Raw genomic sequence first — 20,317 nt, 5'->3', positions numbered from 1 at the left:
GCCTTCTGAAAAGATAGTGAAGCCTATCCTTATTTCCAGCACAGTACCAAGTACTTCCGGCCCTCGCGGCGGCGAACTCCGCCCCGGAACTGCGATCTGGATCACTCTTGATCATCGGGCTCCTTCCGCCCATGCGGTGACCAGCGACGACAACTCCGACGCCCAGCCACGGACCTCCCCGGCGTCCAGCACATCCGAGGAGAACGAGAAATACGCGTGGACGGGTCCGTCACCGATCGGCTCGTAGAAGCTCAGCGTCAGGTCCGAATCCGGAACACCCACCGGCACCGGCATCAAGCCGCCCAGCGCGTCGAGATGACCGAGCCTGGCCTGCTCGTGATGAACGAGCATGACCTGCGGACGGACCACCGGCGTCTCGCCGACCGCCTCCACGACGTCGGCGAACGCCACGTCCTGGTTGTCCAGCGCGTCGAGATTCGCGGTCCGGATACGCCGGAGCAACTCCACGGGATCGGGAGCACCGCTCGTATCCGTTCGCAACAGAACGATATTGAAGAAGCAGCCGACCAGGGCGTCCAGCGCCTCCTCCGTGCGTCCCGCGACGAGTGACCCCAGCGGAATGTCCGTGCCGGCGCCGTGCCGTGTCAACACGGTGGCGAGTGCGGCCTGCAACACCATGAACAGGCTGGTGCCCGTGTCGCTCGCGAACTTCCGGGCCGCGCTGTGGAGTTCCGCGTCGATCTCGACCGGCACGATCTCCGCCGTCCTCGGTCCGCGCACCGCCGGGGCGGGCAGTTCGAGCCGGGACGGCATGCCGTCCAGCGTCTCCCGCCAGTAGTCGAGCTGACGCGACCGACGGCTGTCCGGGTCCTCGGGATCGCCGACGAGCGCCTGCGACCACACGACGTAGTCGGCGTATCCGACGGGCAGCGGTTCCCATGCGGGTTCCTCACCGTGCGAGCGCGCGGCGTATGCGCCCATCAGATCACCGAGCAACGGCACCACGGACCACTCGTCGACGGCGATGTAGTGCATCGCGAGAAGCAGTGCCTGGGTGCCGTCGGCGCCGGTCACGAGATGCACCCGGAGCGGTGCGTGCTCGGTGAGATCGAGGGGCTCCTGCGCCAATTCGAAGACCGTGCGGTGGACGTCTCCGTCCCCGACGTCGACGAGTTCGAGCGCGGGCCGCACCGCTTCCTGCGCGACGACGGTGTCCCCGGCCTCCACGTACACGGTCCGCAGCGGTTCGTGCCGGGACGTGACGTCGTCGAGAGCCTGCGCCAGGATCTCGGGGTCGACGGTGTCGCGAAGCTGCAGCGACAGTGCGTGACTGGCCCGCGCCTCGGCGCCTGCCGCCCGGAACTGCTTCCAGAACCGGCGTTGCGGCCCGGACAGCGGGAGCGCCTCCGGTCGCGGGTGCGCCGACGTCAGCACCGGCCTGCCGGTAGACGAGGCGCCCGCGACCATCGCGGCGAGTTCGGCCACCGTGGAACTGTCGAACACGTCCCGGATACCGATGTCGACGGCGAACCGCCCGCGGATCCGCCCCACCAACCGCATCGATGCCATGGAGTTGCCGCCGAGGTCGAAGAAGTCGTCGTGGATGCCCACCGACGGCAGATGCAGGATGTCGGCGAACGCTGCGGCGATCTCCTTCTGCTCCGGCGTCTGCGGCGTGCCGTCCCCCGTCAGGGCCGACCAGTCCGGCAGCGGGAGCGCCTTGCGGTCGAGTTTGCCGTTGGGTGTCAACGGGAGATCCTCGTCCAGCACGACCACGAGAGTCGGCACCATGTAGTCGGGCAGCCGCGCGGCGGCGTGTTCCCGCACGGCCCGCGGATCGATCTGCCCGGCTGCGTGACCATCGGCCGATGTCACATAGCCCACGAGCCGGACGATGTCGCCGGACCGGTCCGCGACGACAGCCGACTGCTTCACCTCAGGATGGCTTCCGAGGGCCGCGATGATCTCGCCGAGTTCGATGCGGAATCCACGGATCTTCACCTGGTCGTCGACGCGTCCGAGGAAGTCGATGTTGCCGTCGGCCCGCCAGCGCGCCCGGTCACCGGTCCGGTACATCCGGGTGCCCGCGTCGCCGAAGGGGCTGGGCACGAACCGGACCGACGTGAGGTCGGGCCGGCCGAGGTATCCGCGGGCCAGTCCGCGACCGGCGATGTACAACTCGCCCGCCACCCCCGGCGGCACCGGCTGCAGGCGGTCGTCGAGGACGTACGCCTGCTCGTTGGGATCGGGGATGCCGATCGGCACAGCCGAGTCCCATCCGGGCTGCGCCTGCCACAGCGTGTTGTTGACGGTGGCCTCGGTGAGACCGTACGCGGCCAGCAGGTTGAGCCGTTCCGCCCAGCGTCCGATCAGTTCCGGCGGCACGGTCTCGGTGCCCACCAGCACGGTGCAGCCTTCCGGGACGTCGCAACCCGACGGCAGAGCAGCCAGCAGGGACGGCGGAATGATCGCGTGCGTCACGGCGTGTGCGGCCATGAAATCGGTGAGTTCCGGTCCGGCGACGCGGGACTCGTCGGGGACGATGACCAGACGGGACCCCGTGCACAGCGCCATCGACAACTCGAAGACCGCGACGTCGAATCCGATCGACGCGAACTGCATCACCACCGAACCCGGGACGAGCTTCATCCGCCGTTCGGCGGTCGCGACGAGGCTGGGAATCCCGTCGTGAGTGAGGATCGCGCCCTTGGGTTTACCGGTGGAGCCCGAGGTGTAGATGACGTATGCGGCGTGGTCCAGGCCCTGCGGGGGCCGCGGCACCTGCACGGCGGGCCCGGTCTCGAGTTCCGTGACGACGGACTCGTCGTCGAGGAGAACGCGAGTGAGGCCGTCGACGTCCGCGATGCGCGGGCTCTCCCCCACCGTGGTCACCAGCACCCGCGCGGCGGAGTCGGCGAGCATGTAGGAGATGCGGTCGGACGGGTGGTTCAGGTCGAGCGGAAGGTACGCCGCCCCGAGTTTCAGCACCCCGAGCACGACCGCGACCATCTGCGCCGATCTCGGTACCGCCAGTCCCACAACGTCCTCGACGGACACGCCGCGACGATGCAGCAGTGCGGCAATACGGTCGGCGCGAACACTCAGTTCCGCGTACGTCACCTCACCGCCGGCGTCGACGACGGCCACGGCGTCGGGGGTCGCCGCCACGTGGCGCGCGAACGCCTCGTAGAACGTCTCCTCCGCCACCGGCTGTGACGTGTCGTTGAACCCGCGCACCACGAGTTCGCGTTCGTCGCCGAGGAACACGTCGAGGTCGCCGACCGCGCGACCCGAGTCGGATGCGAGGACGTCCAGCACCACGACCTGCCTGCGCGCGATCTTCTCCGCGGTGGCCCGGTCGAACAGGTCGGAGCCGTATTCGAGGCGCAGGTCGACCCGGTCGTCGTCGAGGTACTCGGTGAAGTTGAACACCAGGTCGAACTTGGCGGTGCGTTCCTCGAATGCCACCGGAGTGAGGGCCAAGCCGGGTGCGAGCGCCGAATCGGACGTCCGGCTGTGGTAGCCGACCATCACCTGGAACAGCGGGTTCCGGGCCAGGGTCCGCGCCGGATTCACCTTCTCCACAACGGTTTCGAACGGAACGTCCGCATGCGAGAAGGCCGCCAGGTCGGTGTCGCGGACCCGTGCCAGCAACTGGTCGAACGTGGGGTTGCCCGACACGTCCGTCCGCAGCACCACGGTGTTGACGAAGAATCCGATCAGGTCGTCGAGACCCTGTTCGCTGCGGCCGGCGACCGGCGCGCCGATCGGCAGGTCGTCGCCCGCACCGAGACGGTGCAGCAACGCCGCCGACGCCGCGTGCAGCACCATGAACATGCTGGTTCCCGACGTCCGGGCGAGCGCACGCAGGGCCCGCGTCGTCGCGGCGTCGAGCGTCGCCTCGATCGCGCCGCCCGCGAAGCTGGGCCGCGCCGGGCGGGTGCGGTCGGCGGGGAGCACCAACTCCTCCGGCGCCCCGTCGAGAGTCTTCGCCCAGTAGTCGAGTTGACGGCTGACGAGGCTGGACGGGTCCTGCGGATCACCCAGGACGTCACGCTGCCACAGCGTGTAGTCGGCGTACTGCACGTCGAGCGGTTCCCACGCCGGTGCCGAGCCCTGCGCGCGAGCGGCGTACGCCGACATCAGGTCCCGCAGGAACGGGCGGTCCGACCATTCGTCGGTGGCGATGTGGTGCAGCACGATGGCCAGCACCTGCTGGTCCGCGACCCGGATGAGACTGGCGCGCACCGGGATCTCCGTCGCCAGGTCGAACGGGCGGCCGACGGTCTCGGTGACGAGCCGCACCAGATCGGCCTCGGTGCCGTCCACCACCGCGACGCCGGGCCGGGCGTCGTCCAGGATCACCTGCACCGGTTCGCCGTCGTCCTCCCCGAACACCGTTCGCAGCGACTCGTGCCGAAACACGACGTCGGTCAGCGCCTGCTCGAACACCCCGGGGTCCAGTGCACCCTGCAGTCGCAGGACGATCGGGAAGTTGTACGCGGCCGAGGTGCCTTCCATCTGCTGCAGGAGCCACAGGCGTTGCTGCGCAGCGGAGAGCGGCAGATGCTCGGGCCGCGGCCGGCCGACCAGCACCGGGCGCGTCGAACCGGTGTCGTCGCCGATCCGGGCGGCGAGTTCGGCGACCGTCGGTGCCTCGAACAGGTCGCGCAGGGTGAGGTCGGTGTCGAGCGCGGCCCGTGCCCGGCTGATCAGCCTGGTAGCCAGCAGCGAGTGACCGCCGAGGTCGAAGAAGTCGTCGTCGACCCCGGGGGCGGGGACGCCGAGGATCTCCCCGAACAAGCCGGACAGCACCCGTTCGGTGTCGGTGCGGGGTTCCGTGCGCGCACCGCCGCTGCGGCCGAGCACGTCGTCCGCCGACGGCAGCGCCTTGACGTCGAGTTTGCCGTTGACCGTCATCGGCAGGCTGTCGACCTCGATGACCGCGGCGGGCACCATGTAGTCCGGCAACGTTGCGCGCAGCGCCTGTGAGTACTTGTTGACGTCCCGCGGTTGACAAGTACTCACGACGGCGTAGCCGACGATCCGCTTGAACCCACCCGGGCCCGAATCGACGACGACGGCGGCCTGGCGCACGTCGTCCAGAGCTTCGAGCGCGGACGCGATTTCGCCGAGTTCCACCCGGTGACCGCGGATCTTCACCTGATCGTCCGTGCGGCCGAGGAAGTCGAGGTTCCCGTCCTCACGGCGGCGCACGAGGTCGCCCGTCCGATACATACGTACGGATTCCTCGAACGGGTCGGCGACGAAACGCTCCGCCGTCAGCGCGAACCGGTCGAGGTAGCCGCGCGCCAACCCGACCCCGGAGATGTACAGCTCGCCGGGAACGCCGTCCGGAACCGGACGCAACCACGCGTCCAGCACGTAGGCGGACGTGTTCCAGATCGGGGTGCCGACGGTGGGTGTCGCGCTGTCGGCGGTACCGGCACCGAGGGTGTTGATCGTGTACTCGGTGGGACCGTACAGGTTGTACCCGACCGTTCCGTCCGTGTCGCGCAACCGGTTCCACACCGAATCCGACACTGCCTCCCCGCCGAGGAGTACGAGCGGCGGCCGGTGCCGCCCCGGACCGTCGTCGAGCAGACCCTCCTCGACGAGGTGCTGCGCGTACGTCGGCGTCACGTTGACGACGTCGATCGCTTGGGTGTCGCAGTAGGCCACGAGCGCCTCGGCGTCACGCCGCAGGTTCTCGTCGCAGATATGGACCTCGTGGCCTTCCACCAGCCACAGCAGTTCCTCCCACGACATGTCGAACGCGAACGACACGGTGTGCGCGATGCGCAGCCGCCGACCGCCCGCGGCGGTCACGACGGGTTCGAAGATCGCCTCACGATGGTTGAACTGCATGTTGGTCAGACCGCGGTACGGGGTGACGACGCCCTTCGGCTTGCCCGTGGACCCGGACGTGTAGATGACGTACGCCGGATGGTCCAGGCGCCCGGGGGTTCCGGGCGCGAAACCGCCGAGTTCGGCCTCCGACAGCGGTGCGGACGCGACCCCGCCGAAGTCCACGGAGTCGACGGCCAGTGTGTCGACCGTCGCAGCGGCGAGCGTTCCGGCGACCTCCGACGTGGTGACCAGGACCGTCGGACGCGCGTCGTCGAGCATCGCGAGGAGTCGCTCGGCGGGGTGGTCCAGTTCGAGCGGCAGGTACGCGGATCCGGTGCGCAGCACGGCGAAGAGCGCGACCACCATCTCCACCGACCGCGGCAGTGCGAGCGCGACGATCCGCTCCGGGCCCGCGCCGTGGCCGAGCAGGACCCGGGCCATCCGATTCACGTCGGCGTCGAGTTCGGCGTAGCTCACGCGGCGGTCGCCGAACACCAGAGCCGTGTCTTCGGGTCGGCCGCGGGCCGCGTCGGCGAACAGATCGGCGATGGTTCTGTCGGGTAGGGCCTTCCGCTCGACCGGCACGGGTGTCGCGGCACCGGCGATTCCGCCGACCACACCCGACAGGTCGGTGGACCATTCCTCGAGCACGGTGAGGTACCGCGACAGCATGCGTTCGACCCGCGACTCCGAGATCTTCTCGGGGTGGAACTCGAACTTCACCTTCACGCTCGCGCCCGGCGTCACGACGACCGTGACCGGGTAGTGCGTGTGATCGATGCTGTCGCCGCCGCTGATGTCGTGCGCCGCATTGAGCGCCGACACCTGCTTCTCGTCGACGAAGTTCTGCAGCACGTACAGCACGTCGAACAGCTGCCGGTGCTCGGACACCCGCTGGATGGAGGCGAGCCCGAGGTAGTCGTACGGGGTCAGCGCCAGCCGCTCCGACTGGATTCGCCGAAGCAGGTCGGTGACGGTCTCGTCGGCGCGCAGCGTCGTCCGGACGGGGACGGTGTTGAGGAACATTCCGGCCACCGCGTCGATGCCCGGGACTTCCGGTGGGCGTCCGGCCACGGTGGTGCCGAACACGAGGTCCCGGCGCCCGGTCTCGATTCCGAGTACGACGGCCAGCGCGGCGTTCAGCACCGCGTTGAACGTGACACCGGCACCGCGGGCACCGGCACGAAGCCGTTCGCTCAGTTCCTCGGACAGCACGGCGTCTCGGCGCTGCGGCGGCTGCGGTTCCCCCGCGACCGTCGCGGCCAGCAGCGTCGGTTCGTCGAGCCCGCCGAGCGCGTCGGTCCACGCCGCCTGCGCGGCGTCCGCGTCCCGGGTGGCCAGCCACTGGAGGTAGTCCTCGAAAGATCCTTCCGGGGCGGCGAATCCGGAGTCGTCGCCACCTGATTCGTAGAGCGCGAGCAGCTGGCTGACGACGAGGCCGTTGGACCAACCGTCCCACAGCAGGAACTGCCGGTTGATCACCAGTCGGTCGTGGGAGTCGCCGAGCCGCAACACCATTGCCCGCCACAGTGGCGGGGAGGTGAGGTCGAACGGTGTCAGCCGGTCCTGCGCGGTCAGCTGTTCGGCGTAGGCCGCGCGTTCGGGCTCGTCGAGTTCCCGGAGGTCGAACTCGGCGATGGGCACGTCCAGACCCGCGCCGAAGAACTGCACCGGCGCAGGCAGGCCCGCACTGACGAATCCCGCTCGCAGCGTGGGGTTGCGCCGCTGCAGGGTGCGCAGCGCGGCCGCGAGCCTGTCGGTGTCGAGGCGGTGCTCGAAGTCGAGTGAGAACTGTGCCGTGTAGAGGTCGGCGCCGGAGTCGAACCCGGCCTGGAAGTAGAGACCCTCCTGCAGCGGCGACAGCGGCAGCACCGTGTCGACCCCACTCGGGCTCGCCTCGACGATCCGGTCGATCTCCTCCTGCGTCAGCGTCACGAGGGGAAGGTCGGACGGGGTGAGCATCGCCGGTCCGTCGTGCTCTCCTGCGGCGTCGGCCAGTTCACGCAGTGCGGCCACCCAGCCGTCGCTCAACGCGAGGACGTCGGCCTCGCCCAGGTCGGCGTCCGACCAGGCGAAGAAGGCCCGCAGTTCGGTGCCCCGCTCGGACTCGTCACACAGGGCGTTGATCACCAGCCGGTACGGTCCACCGAGATCTGCATCGGGATCGGTTGCCAGCGAATCGGATTCGACCGCGGGCGTCCAAGGTCCGGGCACCGCGTGCGGCATCCGACCCAGGTAGTTGAACAGCACCTGCGATTCCGCCCGTGCCGCCAGAAGGCCCGCGGTGCGCCCATTGACGTACCGCAGCATGCCGTAGCCGATGCCGCCGTCGGGGGCGCCGCGCAGCTGCTCCTTGACGTCCTTCAGCGTCTCGAGTGCGCCCGTCCGGCTGCGCAACCGGACGGGGGTGACGTTGGTGATCCAGCCGACGGTCCGGGACAGATCCACGCCCTCGGCGAGTTCTTCGCGGCCGTGCCGCTCGAGGTCCACCAGCAGGTCGTTCTCGCGCCCACGGCCGGCGAGCCACCGATCGGCCGACAGCCGCAGGGCCGCCAGCAGCACATCGGTGACGTCGGCGCCGACCACGGCGGGAACGGTGGTCAGCAGCGCCGTCGTGAGTTGCGGATCCAGCAGCACCGTCCGTCGTGCGCCACTGCTCACCACCGCGTGCCCGTCGGTGCCCCGCACCAGATCGGCACCGGGTTCGGTGACGCGCAGCCAGTGGTCGAGTTCGGCGAGCCGGGCGGGGGCCTGCGCCTGCTCGGTGACGATGCGGGCGAATCCGCGCAGCGACGTGGGCACCGGGTCGAGCGCCGCGTCCTGGCCGCTGTCGGCCGCCACCCACGCCATGGCGAGATCTTCGATCAGCGTCCGCCACGACACCCCGTCGATCACCAGATGGTGGGCGACGAGAAGGAGCCTGCCCAGCTCCTGCGGGCCGGCGTCGAACCACACCGCCGACAGCATGGCGCCGTCGTCGGGGGCGAGCCGGTCGGTCGCGGCGTCGGATTCTGCTGCCACGGTTTCGCGCAGCGCGGCGGCGTCGAGTCCGGTGACGTCGACACGACGCAGTTCCAGGTCTGCGGATTCGGTGATCTCGAGCGACCACACACCCGGCGCGTGCCGGGTGAGCTTCTGCCGCAGGCCGTCGTGGTGACCGATCACCGAGTGCAGGGCGGCCGTCAGGACCGTGGCGCTGGTGCCCGCCGGTGTGTGGAGCAGAACGGCCTGGTTGAAGCGGTTCTTTCCGCCACTCCACTCGGACAGCCGATGGACCACCGGCAGAGGCGACAGGACGCCGGTGCCCGACTCCTCCACGCGCGAAGCCGGCGCGACGACGGTGGCCGCGACGAGTCGCGCGAGCGCGGCCGGCGTCCGCTGTTCGAAGATCTGCCGCGGGGTGACGGTGATTCCCTCCCGGCGAGCGAGATTCACGAGGCGGATGGCGAGGATGCTGTCGCCTCCGAGCGCGAAGAAGTCGTCGTCCACGCCGACGGTCCCGAGACCGAGAACCTCGGCGTAGTGGGCGGCCAGCACCGCCGCCGGTCCGCTTTCGAGGACCGGCAGCGACGTCGTCTGCCCCGAACTCGTGTGCGCGGAGAAGTCCGGCGCGGGAAGCGCTGTGCGGTCCAGCTTCCCGCTGGGTCCGACCGGGAACTCGGGCACGGTCACGAACGCGACGGGCACCATGAACTCCGGCAGCGCCGCAGTCAGGCGCGCACGGACGTCGTCGACGTCGGCGTCCCCGACGACGTACCCGACCAGTTGCTGCTGACCGGGCCGGTCCGTGCGCACGACGGCGGCGGCCTGCCGCACTCCGGGGCACGCAGCCATCTGCGCTTCGATCTCGCCCAGTTCGATGCGGAAGCCGCGCAACTTCACCTGATCGTCGACCCGGCCGACGTACTCGACCGCGCCGTCGGCATTGACCCGAGCGACGTCACCGGTGCGGTACATGCGGGACCCGGTGCGGGAGAACGGATCGGCGACGAAGCGCTCTGCGCTCAACCCGGGCCTGCCCAGGTAGCCGCGGGCCAGCTGCGGTCCCGACAGGTACAGCTCTCCGGCGGCGCCCGCGGGCACCGGCTGCAGGTACCGATCGAGCACGTAGAGGCCGGTGTTGGACGTCGGCAGGCCGATCGGCACGGACGGCGCGGACGCGTCGATTCCCTGCACGGACGCGGCGTAGCTGACGTCGACCGACGCCTCGGTCGGACCGTAGAGGTTGTCGAGTTCCACTCCCGGCAGGAGTTCGGCGACGCGCCGGGCGGAGGCCACGGGAAGCGCCTCACCGCTGCAGGAGATGATCCGGAGCCCGGTGCACCGGGCCGCGGCGGGTTCGGCGAGGAACACCTCGAGCATCGAGGGCACGAAGTGCACACGCGTGATCGACCGTCGGATGATGACGTCGGCGAGGTACGCCGGGTCCTTGTGTCCGTCCGGCCGCGCCAGCACGAGGGTCGCCCCGGCGAGGAGCGGTCCGAAGAACTCGAGCACCGACACGTCGAAGCTGGACGGCGTCTTCTGGAACACGGTGTCCGAGGGGGTGATCGGCCGGAACCGCTGAACCCACAGCAGTCGGTTGACGATGCCGGCGTGCGGCACGACAACCCCCTTGGGCCGTCCCGTCGAGCCCGACGTGTAGATCACGTACGCGGGGTGCTGCGGCGCGAGCGCGACACCGGTCAGCGGCTCGGGCGAGAACGCGGCGGCGTCGGACACCCGGACCTGCGGAACGCCGGACCCGGCGAACGGCACGGTGCCGTCGGTGAGAACGCACACCGGCTCCGCGTCCTCCAGCATGTACGCCAGCCGGTCTGCGGGGTAACCGGTGTCGAGCGGAACGTAGGCACCGCCCGCCTTCCCGACCGCGAGGAGCGCCACCATCAGGTCCAGCGAACGGGGCAGTGCCACCGCCACCTTCGACTCGGGTGCCACCCCGCGGTCGACGAGCAGCCGGGCGAGGCGGTTGGCGCGCGCGTGCAGTTCGGCGTAGGTGAGGTGTTCGTCCTCGAACACGACGGCCACCGCGTCGGGTGTCCGCTCGGCCTGCTCCTCGAGCAGCGCCGTCACCGTCGTGTCGGGGAACTCCACCGCGACGTCACGCAGTGCCGCGTCGATCGGTTCACGCGACGCCAGCGGGACGGAAGACACATTCTGGTCGACGTCCCGGGTCAGCTCCGCGAGATACCCCACCGTCGACGCCGCGAACCGGGTCGCGGTCGCCGCATCGATGCGGGCGGCGTCGTACTTCAGCTCGAGTGCCAGCGCGTCGCCGGGCACGACGATCAGCGTCATCGGGTACGGCGGGTGCTCGTCGAACCGGATGCCGGTCAACTGCACCACACCGGTGGGATCCGCCACCGCGCCGTCGCCGAGCGGATAGTTCTCGAACACGACGAGCGTCTCGAACAGGTTCTGCAGTCCCGCTTCCCGGCGCAGCTCGGGCAGGCCGAGGTACTGGTGATCGAGCAGCGTCGACTGCTCGTGCTGCCACCGCGCGAGGGTCTCGGCCACCGTGTCGGTGGGCCGGTACCGCAGCCGGGTGGGCACGGTGTTGATGAACAGGCCCACCATGGCCTCGATACCGGGCAGGTCCCCGCCGCGGCCCGACACCGTCGAACCGAACACCACGTCCTCCCGGCCGGTGAGGCGGCCGAGGACCAGACCCCACGTGCCGTGCACGAGGGTGCTGAGCGTCAACCCCCGGGCCCGGCCCACCGCGGAGAGCGCGGCGGTGTCGTCAGCCGGCAGTGTCACCCGGACACTGCGGATCCCGGACTCCCCCTTCGACGACGGCGTCGGCAGGTCCACCGGCTCGGGGGCGTCGGCGAGCGCCTCCCGCCACACGGCGAGCGACGCCTGACGGTCCCGCGCCGCCAGCCATTCGAGGTAGCTCCGGTACGGCGTGGGCGTCGGCAGTGCCAGCGGCTTCCCCTCGACGCTGTACAGGGCCATCAGTTCCCGCAACATCACCGGCACCGACCACCCGTCGGCGACGATGTGATGAATCGACTGCAGCAGAAGGAACTTCTGTTGCAGATCCCCCGTCGCTTCGCTCGCCCCGGGCTCCACCCGAACGAGCGTGTAGCGCAGCAGGGGGCCGCGGCCGAAGTCGAAACCCCGGGCTCGGTCCGCCGCCAGCACCTGTTCCACGCGCTGCTCCGGATCCGCGACGCCGGTGAGATCGAGCACTTCCATCGGCACCTGGACGTTTTCGCCGACCACCTGCACGACCCGGCCGTCCGATACCGCCCACACGCCGACGCGGAGGGCCGCGTGCCGGTCGACGACCGCCTGCAGCCCGCGGTGCAACGCCGCCGCGTCGACGGGCCCGGTCAGTTCGATCACCTGCTGCACCACGTACGGGTCGGTGCCGGTGTCCTCGAACGCCGACTGGAAGTAGATGCCCTCCTGCAGCGGTGTCAGCGGAAGCACGTCGGCCGCCCCCGCCAGCATGTCCACATCCGCCTGCGTCAGCGACACCAGCGGGAAGTCCGACGGCGTGTGACCGCCGAGACGGTCGATTCCGGCCAGCACCCGCAGCACCGCGGTCCACTCGTCGGCGAGCGCCACGACGGCGTCACGATCGAGCACACCGGGCGCCCACGTCAATGTCGTGCGCAGGACGGGGCCGTCGGCGCCGTCCTCGGCGATCACGTCGAACGCCAGGGCATGTCCGAGCGGCATCCGCGGGTCGTCGGCGCCGCCCATGGCGCGGGGCAGCCAGTCGACTCCCTCCGCGGACGTCACCCGTCCGAGGTAGTTGAACAGCACCTGCGGAGTCGGCGCGTGCGCGAGTTCCGGCTTCGGGACACCGAGGTAGCGCAACGCGCCGTAGCCGAACCCGGAACCCGGGATGCGGCGCAACTGGTCCTTCACCGCCTTCAGCGCGTCGGCGATTCCCGTCTCGTCCGCTGCCGCACCGGGGTCGAGCACCACCGGGTAGACGGTGGTGAACCAGCCGACGGTCCGGGAGAGGTCGAGGGCGGGTCCGTCGCTGCGGCGCACGAGGTCTTCCTCGCGTCCGTGCCCCTCGAGGTCGAGGAGCACGGGGCCGGGCTCCCCGGCTCGCCACCTCTGCAACGCCACCGCGGCACCGGTGAGGAGCGCGTCGTTGACGTGGCCGTGGAACGCTGCGGGCACGGTGGCGAGCAGCGGCCGGGTGAACTCCGGAGGCAATGTCACCGTGAGCGTTTCGGCGTCGCCGGCGAGGTCGAGGGCCGGATCGAGCGCACGCGAACCGAGGAGCGGGTCTTCTGTGGTCGCCGCCTCTGACCAGAAGGATAGTTCGTGGTCGAAGGCACCCGACCGCGTCTGCTCGTCGAGCAGCTCGGACCAGCGGCGCAGCGACGTCCCGACCGGAGCGAGTTCGGGGACGCCCCCGGCCGCCACGGCCGTTCCCGCGCGGGCGAGGTCTTCGAGGATGACGCGCCAGGACACCCCGTCGACCACCAGATGGTGTCCGATCAGCAGCAACCGGCCGGGACCCTCGGCCGCGGAGAAGAGGACGGCCTGCACCATCGCACCCGCATCCGGGTCGAGCCTTCCGACGGCCGCCCGGGTCTCGATGTCGAGTTGCTCGGCGCTGCCGTCGAATTCGACGACCCGCAGGATTCCGTCGACCGTCGCCGGGGACGGTTCCGGCACGGACAGTGCCCAGCGGTCGCCCCCGCGGCGGAGGCCGCTTCCGTTACCACGGACGAGCGTCGCGCGCAGGGCATCGTGCCGCTCGAGCACCGCGGCGAGGGCCGCCTTCGCGGCATGCTCGTCGAGGGCGGCCGGAGTCTGCACGAGCACCGACTGGTGGAACGCGGCGATCTCGCCACCCCGCTCCGCAATGCGGGCGACGATCGGGGTGCTGCGAACGTCACCGACGGCGACGTCGTCGGAGTCCACGGCGGCCGCGGTCCGGCCCTCCTGGATCCGGGCGAGCGCCTCGGCGGTGCGGAGCTGGAAGATCTCCCGCGGGCTGATCGAAAGACCTTCCCGCCGAGCGTGGTTGACCAATTTGATCGCGACGATGCTGTCGCCACCCAACGCGAAGAAGTCGTCGGTGACGCCCACCGACTCCACCCCGAGGACACCCGCCATCAGCGCACACAGGGTTTCCTCGGCAGCGGTGCGGGGCGCGACGTTCTCGCCGGCCGCGCCGAGGTCCGGCTCGGGCAGTGCCCGCCGGTCCAGTTTTCCGTTGGGGGTGAGCGGGAACCGATCGAGGACGACGAACGCCGACGGCACCATGTACTCCGGCAGCTTCGACGACGCCCAGACCCGCAGTTCGGCGACGTCCGGAACCGAATCCTGCTTCGCCACGACGTAGGCGGCGAGATACTTTGCCCCCGAGGGCGTCTCCCGAACGACGACGGCACTGTGCCGGACGTCGGGATGCGACACGATGCCCGCCTCGACGTCCTCGAGTTCGAGTCGCATGCCCCGGATCTTCACCTGATTGTCGGCGCGGCCGAGGAAGTCGAGGGACCCGTCCGGCGCCCACCGCGCGAGGTCACCGGTTCGATACAACCGGGAGCCGTCGTTCGCGAACGGGTTGGCGACGAAGCGGGACGCCGTCAACCCGGGAGCGTCCACGTAACCGCGGCCGAGGAGGAATCCGCCGGCGTACAGCTCGCCGCCGGTGCCGAGCGGCACCGGGTTCAGGTGTTCGTCCAGCACGTACAGCTGGGTGTTGGGGTTCGGGCGACCGATGGACGTCGCGATCCGCGCCGCGTTCTCCCGGTAGATCACGTGCGACACCCCGATCGTCGCCTCCGCAGGGCCGTAGCCGTGGTACAGCGTGATGGCGAGCTGCGACCGGAACCTCTCGAACAGGCGCGGCGTGAGAACCTCACCGCCACACCACACATGCTTCAGCGCCGCCAGCAGATCCGTGCCCCGCGACAGGTCGAGCAGCACGTCCAGCATCGACGACACGAGGTAGACGAACGTCACCGATTCGCCGGCAATCAGGTCCAGCAGATACTGCGGGTCCCGTTCCCCGCCGGGCTCGGCAACAACCAGCCGGCCACCCGCCACCAGGGGCAGCAGAATCTCGTTCACGGAGATGTCGAACGACAGCGGCGCCTTGAACAGCGACGCGTCCGCGGGCCCGAAGCCCAGGATCTCGTCGCGCTGCCACAGCAGACGCGCGCAGACGGCCTCGTGACGGATCATGGCACCCTTGGGCCTGCCCGTCGAACCCGACGTGAAGATGACATACGCCAGCCGCGAACCCTGCACGGTCACCGCGGGCGGCTCGGTGGGCTGGTCGGCGTACGCCCACGCCGCGAGGTCGACCGGCACGGCCCGCTCCCCCGCGTCGGTGACTCCACCGGGTCCGGTGAGCACGAGCGCGGCCCCGGCGTCGGCGAGGACCGACGTCCGGCGGTCCTCCGGCCACGACGGGTCGAGGGGCACGAACGCCCCACCCGAACACATGACGGCGAGCAGTCCGATGACCATTTCCGCCGATCGCGGAAGACCGACCGCCACAACTGTTTCCGCCCCGACATCGCGGGCGCACAGGTGATGGGACAGCTGCGCCACGCGTTCCCCGAGTTCGCGGTAGCTGAGCCGGGTGCCGCCGGCGATCAGGGCCTCGGCATCCGGCGTCCGTGAGACCTGAGCGTGAAACAGGTCGGGAACCGTCACCGATTCCTGCGGGGACGCCGTGTCGTTGAACTCCACCAGCAACTGCCTGCGCTCGGCCTCGGTCATCGGATCGAGCGAGGCGATGGGCTGTGACGGGTCGGCGACGAACTGCCCGACGAAGTGCTCGAGCCTGCGGCGATGCTCCTCGAGTTCGGCGCCGAGACCGGCCGGGGCCCGGAGATCGATCTGGATGGGCTCCGAATCCTGCCCACCACGGATGGAGAAATCGAGGTCGCGGACCGGTCCGGTGGCCGAACCCCGCACCCACACCGGAAACCCGCCGAACGTCAGCGAATGCTCGAACATCATGGAATTGATTCCGGGACCGAAGATCTGACGGTCCGGATCGATCGACCGCAGGTCGCGGGCGAGGTCCTCGCCGCGGTAGCGCCCGTGCCGCAGCACCGAGATCAGCGTCGTGTCGATGCGGGTGGCGAGCTCACCCACCGTCATCTCGGGATCCACCTGCACCCGGAGCGGCAGGATCGTCGAGCACATTCCGGGGATGCGGCGCAGTTCGCGTCCGACCCGCGCCGTCATCGGCAGCGACAACGTGAGGTCGCGGCGGCCGGTGAAGCGGTGGATGTACGCCACGACCGCGGCGAGCGGCAGCCGGGTGCGCCTGATCCCGGCGTCGGAGGCGAAGGCGTAGATCGCGTCGGCGTCGTCCCCGTCGATCTCGACGAGGGCGGAGATCGGCGCCCCGGTGTGGTCGACGACCTGTGGGAGCAGCCGAGGCGGCTCCGGCGCGTCGATCACCTGCTGAACCCAGAAGTCGCGGTCGGACTCGAAGCGCGTCGACGCACGGTAGTCGCGGTCGGACGCCACGAGCGTGTCGAGGGGCCACGGCGCCGTGGACGTCTCGAGTTCCGGGTGCTCGTATCGATCGACGACGTCGGCCACGAGCAGGGTGATGCCGTACCCGTCGATGAGGCTGTGGTGGTAACGCTGGTACCAGATCACCGACTCGTCACCGGTGCGCAGCAGAGCGTGCCGGAACAGCGGTTCGTCGCCCTCGATGTCGACCACGGTCTCCATGTCGCGGTCCATCCACACGCGCGCACACGCTTCGGGATCCTCGTCGCCGCGCAGGTCCACGACCGCGAGGGTCCAGCTGTCGGGGGCTGTCGGCACCTGCAGCAGTTCGTTGCCTGCACCGCGCTCGAAACGCACGTGCAGGGCCTCGGCCCGTTCGACGGTCTTCCGGATCGCCTCGGCGGCACGGTCCAGGTCGATCCGGCCCGCGACCTCGACGACGAGCGAGAGGTTGTAGACCGGGCTGCCCGGGTTCAACTGCTGCCCAACCCACACCTCGGACTGCGCGGCCGTCGCCGGCAACGCGACAGGCGTCGAACCGACGCGAGCCGAGGAAGAAGTGCCCTCAGCCGAAATGCGCTGTGGGCGAGCAGCCGCCGAGTGGTCCGGAGACATAGTGATCCGATCGTCCGTCGAGAGCGCCCGTCCAACGACGGGCACCCGAAGGAGTTTAGGTTAGGCTACCCACCAGCAACAAGCCGGTTGCCAGCAAGTTCACAGGTGCCGGATATCACAGCGATAAATGGAGTTCAATCACCACGAACGCGTGTCCCCCGCACCGCTGCCGGCATTCATCCCGACGAAGCGGTCCCGACGTCGCCTTCGACCGCGTAAACATACCGTGCGTTCGCGGGTTCGGCACACGAGTGGCGGCCTCGAATGCCGGGGGCAGCCGCCCAGCAACCTAGTGGTGCCAGACCGCGGTGTTCCCGCCACGACGCTTGGCCGCGTAGAGGGCGGTGTCCGCGTGATGGAGCAGTTCGTCGACCGTGCGCGCCGTCGTGCTGCGCGCCATCCCCACGCTGATCGTCACGACGAGGAGTTCGTCGCCGACGTCGATCGGCGTCGTGATCGACGCGAGCATCCGGGTCACCACGTCGTCGACGTCGTATTCGTCGATGTCAGGCAGGATCGCGACGAACTCGTCGCCGCCGAGCCTGCCGACCGCGGACGGCGCGCGCATCGCGTGGCGCAAATGCTCGGACACCCCCTGCAGGATGCGATCACCGACGCGATGCCCACGGGTGTCGTTGACGTCCTTGAAACCGTCGACGTCGAGGAACAACGCGACAGCAGGTCCCGCGCCGGGCTCGAACAGACGCTGCAGATACTCCGTGATGGCGGCGCGATTGAGCAGTCCGGTGAGACTGTCGTGCGTGGCAGCGTGCAGAAGAAGAGCGTGTGCCTCCTCCGCCTGCTGCTGAGCGGTGACCTCCGCGGTGACGTCCCGGAAATGCACGACCAGCGCGCCGGAATCGGCTGCGGCGGTCACCTCGATCGTCATCCCCGGCGAATACAGCGAGTCCACCCGGGTCTGCTGCTCGCGGCCGGTGGCGAGAACCTTGCGGCACAGTGCGTCGAAGTAGCTGCCCTGCGTTTCGGGAAGAACCTCGGTGACGACACGCCCGAGCAGTTCGTCCCGCGACCGCCGCACGTGCCGCAGGCAGCCGGAATTGACGTAGATGATCCGCAGGTCCTCGTCGAGCGCCATGAACCCCAGGCCCACCCGATCGAGCAACGCCGCAAGTTGCGCGTCCCGGCCGGCCACGTGCCCGAGTTCGATGACCACTCCCGTCAGCTCGACAGGGGCGCCGGACGCATCGGTGGTGACGTCGATGCTGCGGGTGAGGATATACCGGGTCGACCGATCCGCCAGCACGATCCGGAACACGCATTCCGCGCCGACGGACCCGGCGGTGTCACCGAACATGCGGCGCACCGCGCCGATGTCATCGGAATGGACCCGCTCCCGCCACAATTCGAGCGGTGGCCGGGAACCGTCATCCCCGAAGATGGCGGCGGCCTTCTCATCCCACCACAAGGCCCCGTTCACGACGTCGTACCGGACGATGCCCACCCCGAGGCGCGGAATACCCAACGCCATCAGAACCTCGCCGTCACCGTGATTGCCCCCAGCCGCTCGAAATTCCACCCTACTCACAACTCGGCGGGTGCCGGCGCGTCAGTTGGCGAGGAACTCGAGCAGCACCTTGTTCACCACTTCGGGCTGTTCGAGGTAGCCGTAGTGCCCCACGTCGGAGATCTCGTAGTACCGGGCCGACGGGATCGCCTCGGCCACCTCACGCGAGAGATACGGCGGGATCATCCTGTCGTCGGCGAAACCGATGGACAGGCACGGTGTCGTGATCGCCCGGTAGGCCTGCCTGCGGTCGAAGCTGCGGTCCATCTCCATCTGCGCGCGCACGCCGTCCGACGTCCGGCCGCCGCTGAACTCGAACAGGTCGAGCCAGTCGCGGGCCGTGTGCGGGTCGACGAGCGACGCGGGCGACAGATTCATCACGGCCGTCACCGCGGCCCGGTACTTCGCCGGGAGTTCGACACCACTGTCGTGCAGGGCGCGCTCACCCTCGGTGAGGGTCTGCTGGAAGTAGTCCATGCGGGCGTGACCGGCCAGGAACGCCGCCTTGTACACGAGGTCGGGCCGGGTCAGGGCCAGTTCCTGCGCGACGCGGGCACCCATCGAGGTGCCGACGACACGGGCCGGGCCGCCGCCGAGGTGCTCGATCAGTCCCGCGGTGTCGGCGACGAGGTCGTCCATGGTGATCCCGTCGACGCTCTCACCGGACGGCGCGATGCCACGGTTGTCGAACGTGCAGACGCGGTAGCCGGCGTCGATGAGCGCAGGGGTCTGATGCAGATCCCACACCCGTCCCGGACTCCCGGTTCCCATGATGAGCACCACTAAATCGCCGGATCCCTTGACCTGGTAATTCAGGGGGATCCCGTTGATCGTGGCGATCGTCATGTTGCCTTCCTTCCATGGGCGGTCTCACCGTTTTAGATTGGATAGCCTAAGCTGGCTCGGCTGCCGCTCGCATGCGGCGCTGACCGACAAGCTCGTCCAGGAGGACCGCGTTGAGAGTCGCCACACTCGGATATCAAACCTGGGGTCACCGTACCCTGCAGGCCCTGCTCCAGTCCGACCATGAGGTCGTCCTCGCGATCACCCACCCCAAGAGTGACCACGTCTACGAACAGATGTGGGCGGACTCCGTCGCCGACCTGGCCACCGAGCACGGGGTGCCCGTGCACATCGCCACCAAGCCGGACGAAAACTTCAAGGCCGCGCTGAAGCAGGCCGACCCCGACATCGTCGTCGCCAACAACTGGCGCACCTGGCTGCCACGGGACGTCTTCGACTCTCCCCGCTACGGCACCCTCAATATTCACGACTCGCTCCTGCCCAAGTACACAGGATTCTCCCCGCTCATCTGGGCGCTCATCAACGGTGAAGAAGAAGTAGGCCTCACCGCGCACCTGATGGACGAGGAACTCGACGCCGGCGACATCGTTTTGCAGAGGTCGACGCCCGTCGGGCCCACGGACACGGTCACCGATCTGTTCCACCGCACCGTCGACATGATCGGCCCCATCACCCTCGACGCACTCGAGCTGATCGCGTCCGGTCGCATGGACTGGACGCCGCAGGACCGCTCGCAGGCCACGTTCTTCCACAAGCGTGCCCCCGAGGACAGCCTCATCGACTGGACGTGGCCCGCCGACGCCATCGAACGGCTCGTGCGCGCGCAGTCCGACCCGTACCCGAACGCCTTCACCCATTACAAGGGACAGCGTGTCCGGGTTCTGAAGGCCGCCGTATCCGAGGGAAATTACGGTGGAACGCCCGGGCGTGTCTTCATCCACGAAGGCGACGGAATGGTCATCGTCGCCGGACCCGACGCCCGCACGGGCAGGAACAAGGGTCTCAAGATCCAGCGCGTCCGGCTCGACGACGGCACCGAACTCGCCGGCACCGAATTCTTCCCCCACGGCGGCGGCTACCTCAGCTGACGGTCCCGCG

Annotated in this window: 4 protein-coding genes; 1 reads left to right on the top strand and 3 read right to left on the bottom strand. The window is 69.4% G+C overall.

Translation table 11 applies throughout. The features are described 5' to 3' along the window. Positions 1–111: 111 nt before the first annotated feature. The 3 genes from RHA1_RS23010 to RHA1_RS23000 form a co-directional block, all read right to left on the bottom strand. Positions 112–16,890, bottom strand: coding sequence for a non-ribosomal peptide synthetase (locus RHA1_RS23010; RefSeq protein ID WP_011597053.1), 16,779 nt, complete (start codon positions 16,888–16,890; stop codon positions 112–114). A 289-nt stretch (positions 16,891–17,179) separates the two neighbouring features. Beyond that, positions 17,180–18,379 (bottom strand): sensor domain-containing diguanylate cyclase, encoded by a 1,200-nt coding sequence (locus RHA1_RS23005; protein WP_011597052.1) that lies wholly within the window; start codon positions 18,377–18,379, stop codon positions 17,180–17,182. A gap of 78 nt (positions 18,380–18,457) precedes the next feature. Beyond that, positions 18,458–19,261: an alpha/beta fold hydrolase gene (locus RHA1_RS23000; RefSeq protein WP_011597051.1), complete on the bottom strand. Its 804-nt coding sequence runs from the start codon at positions 19,259–19,261 to the stop codon at positions 18,458–18,460. Between the two features lie 110 nt (positions 19,262–19,371). On the opposite strand from RHA1_RS23000, the gene RHA1_RS22995 reads away from it, so the two are divergent. Further along, on the top strand, positions 19,372–20,307 hold the full coding sequence (locus RHA1_RS22995; protein WP_011597050.1) for a methionyl-tRNA formyltransferase: 936 nt from the start codon (positions 19,372–19,374) through the stop codon (positions 20,305–20,307). Positions 20,308–20,317: the final 10 nt, after the last annotated feature.

Source organism: Rhodococcus jostii RHA1 (assembly GCF_000014565.1).
GTDB classification, from domain to species: domain Bacteria; phylum Actinomycetota; class Actinomycetes; order Mycobacteriales; family Mycobacteriaceae; genus Rhodococcus_F; species Rhodococcus_F jostii_A.
The sequence above is the reverse complement of the archived record's forward strand: the minus strand, read 5'-3'. Positions and strand labels throughout refer to the sequence as shown.